This is a genomic window from Thermodesulfovibrionales bacterium (assembly GCA_035622735.1).
Taxonomy (GTDB): Bacteria; Nitrospirota; Thermodesulfovibrionia; order Thermodesulfovibrionales; family UBA9159; genus DASPUT01.
Map to the genome: position 1 here is coordinate 1 of DASPUT010000236.1, position 12,988 is coordinate 12,988.

Here is a 12,988-nt window from a genome sequence, read left to right on the forward strand (position 1 = left end):
ACTCGCAAGGATGCTGAAAAGCAAAAGGAGCGAAGCTCCCAAGAGCATATATTCGATCGGAATCATGACCCTCTCTTCACTTCAATTATAGCAAGCCTTGATGCCTGTACCGAAAAATCTGCTTCCCTTCTGTCCACGGTAGCACAGATCATCAGTCGCCTCATTCGATATCACCGGCAATCCTCCTTATCACTCGAACTCTCCACGCTCTAAGAGGACCCGGACCTCAAGGGCAGAAGGAAGGTTGACAGGCATTTGCAAGGGAGCGACTCTTCGTTACACAGCGTATGGCACCGGCAGGTGTTATTGCATCACGCGAATGCTTTCCCGTCCCTGAAGACCTTTTCCACAGTGAGGCCCCTCAAGACCAAATAATTCGCCTTCATTCCCTTGCGGAGCGGTCCGTTAACCGCCGCCGACATAACGTCTTCGATGCTCAATCCAGCCCTTCTGAAGAGAGTCAGTTCTTCATGATAGGAAATTCCATAGGTAATGAATGAAGGGCCTGCGTCACTGCCGGGCAAAACCGTGATCCCCTTATCATGCGCCTTTCTTATCGCTGCCAAATGCCCCTCCGTCATCGCCTCGATTCTTCTCTTCGCCTCCGGAGCGTCATGCGCTTTTGTGAGACTGAAGAGGGCGTTCACCGTCGGAATGAAGTCCGTCCCCCTTTCAGCCATGAGAGAAAGAGTTTCATCGGAAACAGAAAAACCATGAACGATAGCCGAAGCTCCGGCAAGTACCGCATCCTTTATGGCCCTGTCCCCGTTGGCATGACAGAAGACCGGCAATCCTCTGGATGCCGCATAGGCGATTATCTCTTCGAGTTCACTCCGTTCAAACCCGCCGGCTGATATCTTTCCTGATTCCGGCCTGAAGAGACCGGAATTGATCACCTTCAGATACTCAACCCCTTGGGCGCGAAGCTCGTCTATTAGCAGCCGGGCAGACGGTAAACCGTTCACTTCTCTGCCGATTCGTCTTCCGTACCCTCCCGCGCTGAATAGACCGAACCCGGATGTTCGGATGTCAAGCATTCCCCCGATCTTCTTCTTCATCTCAATCCCCGCGAGATCGCCGTCCCCTCCCTCGTAAACACGCGCAATCCCATGGTCGAGCAAGGTGCCGCCGATCTTCGTGGATAGAGGGAGTTTGTCTTTCGAAAAATGGAGATGGTAGTCACAAAAGGGAGGGGAGAGGGTAAATCCCGAAAAGTCCATCACGTCATGACCCCCTTCTCCCTCGCCGATATCCGATATCTCTTCAATAATCCCACCGCTTACCACGAGAGACATACCCCTCATGAATCCCTTCTCAGGCGAAAAAATATTGTCGGCACGAACAAGCATCAGGATATATCGGTTCCCGCCTCTGCAGCAGAGAAATCTTCTTCGCCCGACAGCTCGTATATATCAGCCGCTCTCTCGTCAACGGACTCTCCGCGGCCGAGAAGTTCCCTGAAAATGAACGGTCTTGTGGAAAGAGGGAGTTTCGGGTCTCTGTAGAGGTCTTTCAGGTCAACGGTCTTCATCCCTTCAATAAATTTCGCCACGCGGTTCATCGGAGTGTAGAAATTCCTGATCAGCCCATACCTTACGTAATAGCGCAACGACCATTTCTCATGTTCCGCTATGACCCTGAGGAGATGCCGTTTCCTGGCCGGCCTGTTGATTATCCTGCAGAGATGTCCTTCAGTGAGTGTGGGACTATCGAGGCACGCACGGACAACCCGTTCATCACCTCTTTCAAGAAGCGTTGTCACGATCGTACTGCCTGCCCTCCTCGAAAGGGCCGTCTGCACTCCTGAAGGCAAGGACGGGATCTTCTCGAGGATGATCTGCTCCACCTTCTGTCTCAAAATAGTCGGGATATGCCGGTCCCGCGTAAGGTCCGCGAGGTCGAAGATCCTCATGAATTTGAGGAGGGAGAGCGTCACCCTCTGAGGCGTTTTCGGATTCTTGCAGAGGGCGAGCTTGAGTGTATAGCACTCCCTGAACCTGAAATCGCCCGCCAGGTAACCGAGGGTATCCGAAGGCGTATTATTCTTCTTCGCGATAAAGACCGCCATCGTTTCGGTCAAGTTCCGGTTGAGCGCCGCATGTGAGATGACCTCGGGATGAGGGTCCCGGATTATCTGCCAGAGGCCTTCGGCGTCTGCCGTCTCCGCCGCCTTCACCCTGCTCTCAAGGGTCTTCACAGAATCACTGCTTTCCCCACGCAGAGAGAAACTCCCGATAGCTGACACCGAATGTCTGTCTGAATGCATCGTCTGCCTGCGTTCCCTTCGAAAGTGAGACGAGGAGATCCTTCAGGCGGTAAACGCCGTACCGGTCAACGAGATAGGAGACCGCGGAACAGCTCTCCCAATACGCAAGTCCGACCTTATCGCCCGGCAGCCATGCAAATGATTGTTCGAGCGAGTGGAGTGGAATGACCTGTCCGGTCTTCTCCGGGTAATGCGCTGAGAAGTACTCGGCGATCCCCTCGTTGATCCAGAGAGGGCAGCGGGGAGTCAGGGAGTGGACAAGCGTATGGGCGTATTCATGGAAGAGAACCTTCTTCAGGAGCACCTCGCTGCGTTCACTTCCCCTGACGGGGATCCTGATTTTTCCGTCGAAGACCCCTGTCGACCACTCAGGCGCCTGAGTGATATCATGAAAATCCCTGTTTGTGTAAAGGATGACCGTTACCGGTTCGGAGGGGAAAAAACCGAATTCCTTTCCTACGGTACTGTACGCATCTTCGAGAATCCCGATGACCTTCCTGCTCAACTCCCCGTGCGCATATCCGTCGAAGATGATCTTAAAATGTGATGTGCTTTCATTGATAACCTGCCCCCGTCTTCGCTCTTTTCTCAACGCATCGGCGAGCGACCGGAGTTCCGGATCTTTCGAGAGAGAGAGACCAAAATCGGCATGGTAGAGACTCTTTTCGATGTCGTCCTTCTTATCGTATACAAAGGCGAGAAATTTTCTCGCGACGAAATCATTTCCGTCCAGTTCGACGGCCTTTTCGAGAGCCGACCTCGCCCGCTCGTAATCACCGAGTTTATACCAGGAGACCCCGGCGCCGGTCAGCGCTCTCTTGTCGCGTCCGGAAAGCTCATCAAAGAGTTTTGCGGCACCTTCATAATCCCCTGTCTTCAACTTCTCTGCAGCGCTCACTGCGAGCAGTCTGTCCGATTCCGTCTGTCTTCTAACATCGGCTTCGGCGCCTGCCGAGATTCGAACTTCGACAGGGGCGATCGTATCAGTCATTCGGCCAACCGGCTTGCCGTGGGAAGGGGCTGCCCCAGATTCGATGAAAGCGGTTGTTTTGTTCGGTCTCGTCAGCGTTTCATCCTTCCCTGATTCTTCGACTGACCTCTTGTAATAAAGGTAGGAAGTCACTATGACGAGAAAGGACAAAGCGCTATAGATTATCGCCCTAAGAATATAGCCTCCAACCATCTCGGAACCAGGACCATGAGAGAGGTTGCGTGAGCCGTTCATCCTCTCTCCTCACGAGTCCGCCAGGGCTAGGGTCTCGCTTCATGACGTTCCGATGGCATCCCTGGTCATCCTCTCCGCGGTCTCGAAGACAGCCCTCTTCCCTTCCTCCGTCCTGGCCTCGATATAGAACCTCACCTTCGGCTCCGTGCCGGAGGGGCGTATCATGAGCCATGAACCGTCGTCGAAGACGAGTTTCGTACCGTCGACGGTTATCACCTTCTTTACGGTCCTCGCGACCCCGCCTATCGTTACCACGGTCCCCTCCTTGTACCGCTCCTGGATCACCGAAAGCCTCTGCACGAGCGGCTCGCCCACGAGAGACCGGTCCACTGCGATACCCGAACGGTCGGGATAGAAATATCCGAACTCACCCATCAGGGAATCGAGATATGAGCCGAGGTTTTGCCCTGTAACCGCCATCAATTCTATGGCGAGAAGGAGACCGAAGAGGGCATCTTTTTCGAGGGTATGGTTATATCCTGATATGCCGTCAGACTCTTCGAAGGCAACAATCGCCCTTTCTTCGGCTGTCCTCAACAGGTAGGGCCTGAAGTACTTGAAGCCGACCTTCGTCTCCCTCACCGGAACCTTCAGCGATTCGGCTATCGCTTTCACGAAATTGCTCGTACCGACCGACTTCGCGACTATCCCGCGAACCCCCTTATGTTTCAAGAGGAAATGGAATGCCATGGCGCCGAAATAGTTCATCGGTATCTGGACGCTTCCGTCGGAAAAGCGTATGCGGTCACCGTCGGGGTCCATGATGACCCCCAGTTTGCATGGGGCATCGCTTTCCCTGAGAACCCTGTCGACTCCTTCCATATTCTTTTCGGAAGGTTCAGGGGCAACGCCGCCGAAGAGATAATCGTCTTCCGTCCGCAGATAACGCATCCTGCCGTTCCGGGAGATTATCCTCTCCATCCTCCCCCTCGTCGCTCCATGAACACTGTCCACGCAGATGATGCAATCCCCCCTCTCAACAAAATCCCGGATCTTCTCGAGATCGAGCGTCTTCCGTTCAGACAGGTACCGGATATATAACTCGGTGAGGTCGATCGTATCGATCCGGCCCGGCGCTCTTGACTGAAGAAGCACGTCCTCTCCCATCATCCTGTTTGCGATCTCCTCTATCTTCGTCGTAATCTCGGAACCAGCAGGGCCTCCGTCAGCAGGGTTGAACTTGAAGCCCGCATAATTCGCGGGGTTATGGGAAGGAGTGAGATTGATGGAGCAGGCCGCCTTCACCATCTCGATGCCAGCAGAGAATTCCGGTGTGGCAGCCTCTCCTGCATACCACGTCTTTATCCCTTCGCCCTCGAGGAGCCCGATGACTTCCATGGCAAACTGCGGGCCGAGGAAGCGATTGTCATGACCCACGATGACACCCCGCTCTTTTATCTCATCAAGGCCAGCTACCCCCATCGCCCGCATGACAGAAGGGTCATTCCCTCTGAACATCTCGATGATGGCCGAAGTCACAACCCGAACGTTGTTGAAGGTATAGTCAGTGCCGATCTCGCCTCGCCAGCCCGATGTACCGAATGCTATCTTTGCCGGTGCCGTATTCTCCCGCGCAAACCGTTCGATGACCGGGAGAAGTCCCCCGTTCTTCGAGACATCGGAGAGTATCGCTTTCCAGCAGGCAGCGGCATTTTCAAATCCCTGAACCATTTCCCCTCCAGAGTTCATGCGACTTTTAACAATAGTTTATCAGCATCACAAACCCGAGTCTACTCTTTCCAGCCTTCGGGCAGGCCTCTTCCGGAAGTCTTGGATTTGCCCACCACTAGCGGACTCCCATCTCATCTGCTTCCTCCTCCGGCTATTGCACATGCAGCTGCTTCCAGCTCGGAAGCACTCATTCTGCATCCGTTAGTACGAAACATCGACGAGAAGCAGTTCAGCCTCACCTTTCGTGGACATACGGATGTCCGTTGCTCCCATGACCTGAGCAGCTCCCAGGACAGGGATGATGTCATTGCTTATCTCTACTGAATCTCCTTCGAGTACGTATACATACGCTCCGCGACCTTCTCTCAATGCATGGTCCGCAATATGCCCTCTCTCGAGGAAACAGGAATAGACAAGCGCGTCGGAATGCATGGGGAGCGCTTCTGCGTGTTCATTCGAGTTCCTTCTGCTTGACTGAGGGGGCCAGGTCTCTTCGAGAGGGAATGAACCACATCTGAATGAATCGCATCGAAATGTCGGGCCTGTTGTTGATCTCCGAATGCCACATACCCTTGCCCACGGTGGTATGCTGCACCCATCCCTTCTTTAAGACACCGCCTTCGCCGCGCTCGTCTGCGTGGCGGAATTCCCCTTCCGCGCAGTAGGTGACGACCTCGATGTCGCGATGGGGGTGAAGGGGCCAGACAGCGCCGGGGGAAAGCGTATCGTCATTGAGGACCCTCAGCGTCCCAAACTGCATATGCTCGGGGTCGTAGTTATCGCCGAAGGAGAAATGCCAGCGGCCCTGAAAGGTCCCATTCACTATTTCTCCGCGAATCTGATAAATACTCTCCGGCTTGCGAATAAGCATCTGAGGCCTCGCTATCGTTGCCCTATGAGTTGTCATGGGATACCTCCTTGCTGAGTCGGTTCTATCAACTATCCCTCATACTTTTAGTCTAACTCTTCCGGAGAAACTATTCAGCCAAGTGCTGCTCCTCTATTTCTTGCAGATGGCGAGTCTCTTCACAATGTCTTCATAAAAATAGTCTAAAAATAAAAGCGGATCTTCTGAGGCTTCACAAAAAGGAGACTATGGCGATGCGAAAAAAACGACCTTTGGTTTATGGAGCGACGTTACTACTGATCGGGTTGATAGTAGGGCTCGGCATCTCCTCAACCTTTAACGTGCATTCAAATGCATTTACCGAAGAGCCGAATATATCAAAAGAGGCGATAGATATCCTTTCAAAGACGAGCCGTGCAATGGCGGAAGTCACAGCTAAGGTGAAGCCGGCGGTGGTGAATATATCTTCCACGAAGACGATAAAGATGTCAGGAACTCAGTCGCCTTTCTTCAATGATCCTTTTTTCAGAAGATTCTTCGGTGATGAATTCGGACGCTTCGGCGGACCGAGTGAGCGGAAACAGTCGGGTCTCGGCTCGGGCGTCATCGTGGACAAGAATGGCTATATCCTCACCAATAACCATGTGATTAAGGATGCCGACGAGATTACGGTGAAATTGTCGGATAAGAGAGAATTCAAGGGAAAGATTGTCGGGACAGACCCGAAAACAGACCTCGCCGTTATCAAGATAGAATCGAATCATCTGCCCGTCATCAAAGTGGGCGACTCGGAGAAACTGAAAGTCGGGGAAACGGTAATCGCGATCGGCAATCCTTTCGGGTTGAACCAAACCGTCACATCCGGCATCGTGAGCGCGACAGGCAGGGCAGACGTCGGTATCGCCGATTATGAGGATTTTATCCAGACCGATGCAGCGATCAATCCTGGCAATTCTGGGGGGGCGCTCGTGAATGTGAAGGGCGAACTGGTGGGGATCAATACCGCAATTTTCAGTACATCCGGCGGATATCAGGGAATCGGGTTCGCGATACCGAGCAGCATGGCGAAGGTTGTGATGGAAAATCTCATTAAGAAAGGGAAGGTCGTCCGGGGCTGGCTCGGCGTTTCGATTCAGCCTGTTACCCCCGAGCTTGCCAAACAGTTTGCCATGAAAGACGATAAGGGCGCCCTCGTCGGTGATGTTACCGAAGATGGCCCAGCTGAAAAAGCCGGTATCCGCAGGGGAGATGTCGTCGTCGAATATGACGGGCATGATGTGAATGATCCTTCGAATCTGAGGAACATGGTTGCCGCCACACCTCCGGGCAAGAAGGTTACCCTATCTATCGTCCGTGACGGAAAAAAACAGAAAGTGGCTGCCACCATCGCCGAACTGCCGGCGGAAATGCAGAAGCCTCATGGGGAGTTCGATAATCTTCTTAAAGGGGTGGCGGTACAGGGTCTCACTCCTGAAGTGATGAAAGGCCTCGATATACCGGCAAGAATATCCGGCGTCGTTGTCGCAGACATCGAGGCGGGGAGTCCTGCAGGAGGCATTCTCCTCCAAAACGATGTCATCATCGAGATTAACCGCAGGAAGATAAACAATACGAAGGATTATGAGGCAGCTGTTTCGCACATCAAGTCCGGACAGGATATCCTGCTGCTCATCTTCAGAAACGGTTCGACTACGTATCTATCACTTTCAGCGCGGTAGTAAAAACGCTGGCGTATGCATGGGAGGCTGCCAAGCCTTCCGGCTCTTATCTTTTGCAGTACCATCCTGCATTGCAGAAGGCATCGGCTGTTGCTACTGTCGCCGCGGGACCGACCTCTACCAAATGAACGGCACAAGGCGATGCCGGACCTTCTTCCGGTATTCCCTATATCCTGACAGATTCTCCGCGAGAAACCGCTCCTCGTCATAGAGCCGCCATATCAGGAATGGTATCATCGCCGCGAACGCGAGGAGTCCCCAAAACGAGCCGAGGGCAAGGGGAGTGCCGATCAGGTACAGCATCGCGCTCGCGTACATTGGGTGGCGTACAATGGCATACGGCCCGGTAGAAATGACCCTCTGATCCTCAGCGACTTCGATGGTTGCCGAAGTGAACGTGTTCTCTCTGTAGACGAGAAAAATGAAAGAAAAGCCTACAGCGACCAGAACGTCCCCGACAATAACGAATGAGAGCGGCACTTCAGACCACCGGAAGCGGTGGTCGAGCGCAGGGACCATAAGGAGGGCGATGAAACCGATTGATGTCCAGAACATGATGAGCTTCTGAACGGGTCGCTTTTCCGAAGTCGGCCCTCCGCGCATGCGACGTTTGAGAAGCGCCGGGTCCTTCTTCATGAGATAGAGCGTGGTGGCTAGGGATGCCCCCATGAAGATAGAGAGATACACCCATGCCTGCCAGTAGCGAATTGTCCATGCGGGAATGAAGAGGAAAAGACCCATCGCGACTGCGAGGATGACGAGGCTGAGCAGTGCTCGCGCGCTGAGATTACACATAGTCTCGGAATTATGTTTGATCTGGTGCCTATGCCTTAAATATCCACCAATCAAGAATTGATTGAATTTTAAAGACGTCGGCGAACGTCCCGATCGCGAGGAGAACAACGTAAACGATCAGGATTGCCAGAGTAATGTCAGCGCCGTACTTTTCCCAGAAACTCCCCTTTCCATCCCGCCCGGGTGAACTGCTCTTTTGCTCGTTTGCCACTCTTTCTCCCGTTGAATCCGCGCCCTTACTGTTATCGATATACTTTACAGTATATCAGCTTCTCGCTGATTTCAAAGCTGATTGCAGAATTCTCAATCTTCACCAATCAGTAGCGTCGGCCTCCCTCATGATGCTCTTCTCCGTGTCCTTCATGCCCGTCGTGTCCTCCGTGTCCCTCATGCCTTCCTTCATGCCTGCCTTCCCGCCATCGTTCGTCCCTTTCCCAGTATTTCTCCTTCTCCCATCTCCTCCAGTTCTTCTTGAACTGTCCATAGGGTATCCGTTTGTAATCGGGAGGGAAATGATGATAGTCAGGCGGCAGATCTATCAAAACGTGCGGTACCTTTGCCGGGGAAACGAAGATCCACTGACCGTTATACGATCTGGACCTGTACCATCTGCCCTCATAGGGCCGGTACCAGTAACCGTGATAAAAAAGAATTTCTACGTCTACGTCGGGAACGGCATAGACGTAACTCCCCGGTATCACCACCAGGGGCGGAGGCGCCGGGAACGTATAAACCGGGATATTGACCCCTACGGTTACGTCGACGCGTGCCTCACTTTGGGCTGAAGACCCTATCGAGAACAGCAGCAAAGCCACGATGATCAGGACACAGGACTTCTCTCTCTTCACGATACCTCCTCCTTTCGAGAAACGAACTCTTTTCTTTCTCTCACTATGGATAACCAGTTTGAAGAACATATGAAGATTATCATTCCGCCCTAAAACAGAATGCCTTCCGGAGGGTTTCTCCAACACTCCCCGGTATGATAAATGACCATGAGACATCAGGGCTGAGGGAAGAAGTTATTATCATGCCCCTGTCATCATAGGCAACGAAGTATAAGACCCTGAACATGCCGTTCGAACAATCCAATTCCGTCAACTCCTCTGTCCATGCATAGGATCCGAAGTTTCGCGCCTGGATCTCTTTCATGATACCCCATGCGCCCTCCTCTCCCTCCCGATATTCCGTGATTCCTTTATCGGGAATACTCCTCACCCATACCGAAACCGTATTCCCGGATGGGTAGGACAGGCTCTCGGTATCTATCTGCCAACTTGTATCTGTTTGACTCTTGCCTATCTCTTTCCATCTTCCCTTCTCAGACTGGGCTTGAGCGTCATAAAAAGGGAGTACGAGGAAGGAAATCACAAAAAAAGCTGCGAAAATCCTGGCGGTCGATGACTTCATCTCTATTGCATGCTCTCGGGTGGTTATTCTACAGCTGAAAAATATCGAGAGAGCTACTCTTCGCCGAAACCATGCCTCTCGCCATCTGTCTGTTGCCGCTTTCTAATAAGCGGTGCTCCTTCGCCTTCGCTTCGGACCAAGCGCGGAACCATCAATCTTCTTCTTTTTTCTTCTGTCCCCTTTTCTTCTTTCTACCGGACAGGTAAGCTTCCATCGGTCTCCATCCAAAGGAGATGCTTCTCCGCGCCATTCCGACGATGCCGCGAAGCGCCGCCTCGCCGATGGCGAAGACGAAGAGAAATGGCAGAGCAATTACATACCCAAGGCCGATAAACGGTGCCGCAGCTGCCCGGCCAAGAGTCTTCAGTATGTTCGCAAGGCCCGCTTTTTCCATAAATTTTACATTCTCTTCCGTCGTCTCCTTTATGGTCTTAAACGGCATGGGCTTCAACAACTCCGCATAGAGGATGTAGCCCACCAAGAACAGAAGAGCCAAAATATACTCTATCCCCTTGACATGGGTCAAATAATCAAATAGGGTATTCATCTTCCCCTCCTTTCCTAGGGACTCTTCCTCTTGTCCGATTTGCCCTTACCTCTCACTCTCTCTGTTCTCCGCTTTCTTCCGGAGAGATATGCCTCGTTCGGCGTCCATTCAAACCCTGCCAAAGCCATGAGGAAATCATATAAATTCCTTAAGATCTTTACACCAACGATCTTGACTACCTCAGCGATAACAATGCACGGGAAAGCTACCACATAAAAGAGCCCGACTATAGGGCTCACGATAATGAGACCGAATATCGACACGTTTGTATATGTTGTTTTGTCGTTCCCTGGAAGCACCCCTTCCTCAGGAATAACGACCTTGGCACCATTTGCCAGGTTCCAGTAGGTGCCTTTCCCCACTCTTTGTCCTCCCCTATACTTCGTCATCCGGCTCACCCCCAAAAAAGAAATGCCGAATTCGTTTTTCCTTCGGCAGCCCGGCGATCCTCTCCCTTAAAGACCGGAAGCCTTTCGCTCCCTCTTTTCAAAGGTTATGGCATTGTCCTGACACCTTTATACTTTAAGCATATCATTGAGTTCACTCTCGGACTATTTAGAAATTTTTATTGAATCATAAAATTCATGAATAGTTCTTTGCGCGATGGGTCAACATTGAGGCTTTACGTTACAAGATGAGATCGAGTCCGAGCTTTCCGTTACGGCAGAAGTGCGGTGGCCCGTCGGATAGAGGCAAGTGACTCTGACGTTTGCTGCATGATCAATCCGAGCTACTGGACCGCATTCCCCCTTTCACCTGAACCCCTCATGATCTTTTCGACCTCTGCCTTGTCGAGACTCTCATCTTTCATAAGCGCTTCCGCGAGACGGTCGAGGACTTCCCTCTTTCGGGTCAGTATCTCCTCTGCCTTTGACTCTGCATCGCTGACGAATCTCTGTATCTCCTGATCCATAATCCAGGCCATCTCTTCGCTGTACCGCTTCGGCAGCGAGAGCTCTCTCCCGAGAAAGGGATGCTCCTCTCCCCGCCCGAGGTTCAGCGGGCCCACCTTATCGCTCATGCCCCATTGGGCGACCATCTTCTCGGCAAGTGAAGTAGCCTCTTTCAGGTCATTTTGGGCTCCGCTGCTTATGTCCTTGAAGATTAATCTTTCCGCGCCTCTTCCGGCGAGTGCGACGCTCAGCCTGTTCATGAGATAGGTCTTCGGATAATAATGTCTGTCCTCTTCGGGAAGAAGCTGCGTGACACCCATAGCCATGCCGCGGGGGATAATGCTCACCTTGTAGATGGGGTCGGTTCCCGGAAGTTCCCAGGCGACGAGCGCATGCCCCGCCTCGTGGTATGCCGTTATCTTCTTTTCGATATCACTTATCGTCTCTTCCCGCACCGCGCCCATGAGAATGATGTCCCTCGCCTCTTCGAAATCCCGCATGGCGATCTTTTCCTTGTTCTTCCTGAGCGCAACAAGGGCGGCCTCGTTCGTCAGGTTCTCGAGGTCGGCACCGGTCATGCCCGGAGTCCCCTTTGCTATCGCCTCGAGGTTCACATCATCTCCGAGGATCTTCCCCCTCACATGAACCTCGAGAATGCCCTTGCGCTCTTTCCATCCCGGCCTGTCGATCACGATATGTCTGTCAAACCGCCCGGGCCTGAGGAGCGCCGGATCGAGTACATCGGGCCTGTTCGTCGCCGCCATCACGATCACTTCCTCATGGGGATCGAAGCCGTCCATCTCGCTGAGGAGCTGGTTCAGCGTCTGCTCCCGCTCATCATGTCCCCCTCCAAGACCTGTTCCCCGCGTGCGGCCGACAGAGTCGATCTCATCGATGAAGATGATGCTCGGGTGGGCTTCCTTCGCTTTCTTAAACATGTCCCTCACCCGCGACGCCCCGACCCCGACGAACATCTCGATAAATTCGGAGGCGCTGATGCTGTAGAAGGGGACCCCTGCCTCGCCGGCCGTGGCACGGGCAAGAAGGGTCTTGCCCGTGCCCGGGGGCCCGATGAGGAGGACGCCCTTCGGTACCTTTGCGCCGAGCCGTGTATACCGGGAAGGGTCTTTGAGAAACTCTATCGTCTCCCTGAGCTCCCGCTTCACGTTGTCCATCCCCGCCACGTCCCTGAAGGTAACACTCGGCTTTTTCACATCATAGAGTTTTGCCTTGCTCGAACCGAACGTGAAGAGCCCTCCCGGTCCCCCCTGGATCTGTTGCGTGCGTCTCATAATGAGAATCCAGACGCCGATGATCAGAACCCACGGAAGAATCCCTATGAGGATTTGCCAGAGGATCGACTCCTGCTCCGGGGATTCCACGGTTATCCCCACATTCTTTTCCCTCATTTTTGTGAGAAGGTCCTCTCCCTGGAACGAGGGGAGAAAGGTCTGGAAATTCTTCACCGGTATCGACTTCTTTTCGCCCTGGACAGGGACTCTTATCTCTTTCAGAAACTCTCCGCTCACGCGCAGCTTCTTTATCGAAACTGCCTTGATATTGGCGGAATCGAGCTGTTCCATGAACTGGCTGTATGAGATCGGATACTGGGTCTG

Annotated in this window: 14 protein-coding genes and 1 riboswitch; of the genes, 1 reads left to right on the forward strand and 13 read right to left on the reverse strand. The window is 53.0% G+C overall.

The genetic code is table 11. From position 1 onward, the window contains the following. Positions 1-311: 311 nt before the first annotated feature. From VEI96_12335 to VEI96_12360, 6 genes are all read right to left on the reverse strand, one after another. The gene (locus VEI96_12335) at positions 312-1,304 is read right to left on the reverse strand and encodes an amidohydrolase family protein (GenBank protein HXX58782.1); all 993 of its coding nucleotides are present in this window, start codon (positions 1,302-1,304) and stop codon (positions 312-314) included. A gap of 44 nt (positions 1,305-1,348) precedes the next feature. After that, entirely contained in the window at positions 1,349-2,197 is an 849-nt protein-coding gene (locus tag VEI96_12340) for a hypothetical protein (GenBank protein HXX58783.1), read from the reverse strand. 4 nt (positions 2,198-2,201) lie between these two features. After that, positions 2,202-3,491 (reverse strand): tetratricopeptide repeat protein, encoded by a 1,290-nt coding sequence (locus VEI96_12345; GenBank protein HXX58784.1) that lies wholly within the window; start codon positions 3,489-3,491, stop codon positions 2,202-2,204. Between the two features lie 39 nt (positions 3,492-3,530). Beyond that, complete coding sequence (locus tag VEI96_12350; GenBank protein HXX58785.1) at positions 3,531-5,162, reverse strand: phosphomannomutase; 1,632 nt, start codon at positions 5,160-5,162, stop codon at positions 3,531-3,533. Positions 5,163-5,363: 201 nt separating this feature from the next. Next, a complete protein-coding gene (locus tag VEI96_12355; GenBank protein ID HXX58786.1) occupies positions 5,364-5,723 on the reverse strand; it encodes a hypothetical protein in 360 nt (119 codons plus the stop codon). After that, positions 5,614-6,069: a pirin family protein gene (locus VEI96_12360; protein ID HXX58787.1), complete on the reverse strand. Its 456-nt coding sequence runs from the start codon at positions 6,067-6,069 to the stop codon at positions 5,614-5,616. Before VEI96_12360 ends, VEI96_12355 begins: the two co-directional genes overlap by 110 nt. 194 nt (positions 6,070-6,263) lie before the next feature. Here VEI96_12360 and VEI96_12365 point away from each other — a divergent pair, with 194 nt between their 5' ends. Then, positions 6,264-7,727, forward strand: coding sequence for a DegQ family serine endoprotease (locus tag VEI96_12365; protein HXX58788.1), 1,464 nt, complete (start codon positions 6,264-6,266; stop codon positions 7,725-7,727). A 117-nt stretch (positions 7,728-7,844) separates the two neighbouring features. Here VEI96_12365 and VEI96_12370 read toward each other — a convergent pair whose 3' ends face one another. From VEI96_12370 to ftsH, 7 genes are all read right to left on the reverse strand, one after another. Then, a complete protein-coding gene (locus tag VEI96_12370) occupies positions 7,845-8,522 on the reverse strand; it encodes an isoprenylcysteine carboxylmethyltransferase family protein (protein ID HXX58789.1) in 678 nt (225 codons plus the stop codon). 28 nt (positions 8,523-8,550) lie between these two features. After that, positions 8,551-8,733, reverse strand: coding sequence for a hypothetical protein (locus tag VEI96_12375; protein HXX58790.1), 183 nt, complete (start codon positions 8,731-8,733; stop codon positions 8,551-8,553). Positions 8,734-8,839: 106 nt separating this feature from the next. After that, entirely contained in the window at positions 8,840-9,370 is a 531-nt protein-coding gene (locus VEI96_12380) for a hypothetical protein (GenBank protein ID HXX58791.1), read from the reverse strand. Between the two features lie 79 nt (positions 9,371-9,449). After that, positions 9,450-9,932: a surface-adhesin E family protein gene (locus VEI96_12385; GenBank protein HXX58792.1), complete on the reverse strand. Its 483-nt coding sequence runs from the start codon at positions 9,930-9,932 to the stop codon at positions 9,450-9,452. A 151-nt stretch (positions 9,933-10,083) separates the two neighbouring features. After that, positions 10,084-10,479: a hypothetical protein gene (locus tag VEI96_12390; GenBank protein ID HXX58793.1), complete on the reverse strand. Its 396-nt coding sequence runs from the start codon at positions 10,477-10,479 to the stop codon at positions 10,084-10,086. Positions 10,480-10,493: 14 nt separating this feature from the next. Then, a complete protein-coding gene (locus VEI96_12395) occupies positions 10,494-10,868 on the reverse strand; it encodes a hypothetical protein (protein ID HXX58794.1) in 375 nt (124 codons plus the stop codon). A gap of 41 nt (positions 10,869-10,909) precedes the next feature. Next, positions 10,910-10,989: riboswitch (cyclic di-GMP riboswitch) on the reverse strand. Positions 10,990-11,209: 220 nt separating this feature from the next. Further along, on the reverse strand, positions 11,210-12,988 hold a 1,779-nt coding region (ftsH, locus tag VEI96_12400), incomplete at its 5' end, for an ATP-dependent zinc metalloprotease FtsH (GenBank protein ID HXX58795.1).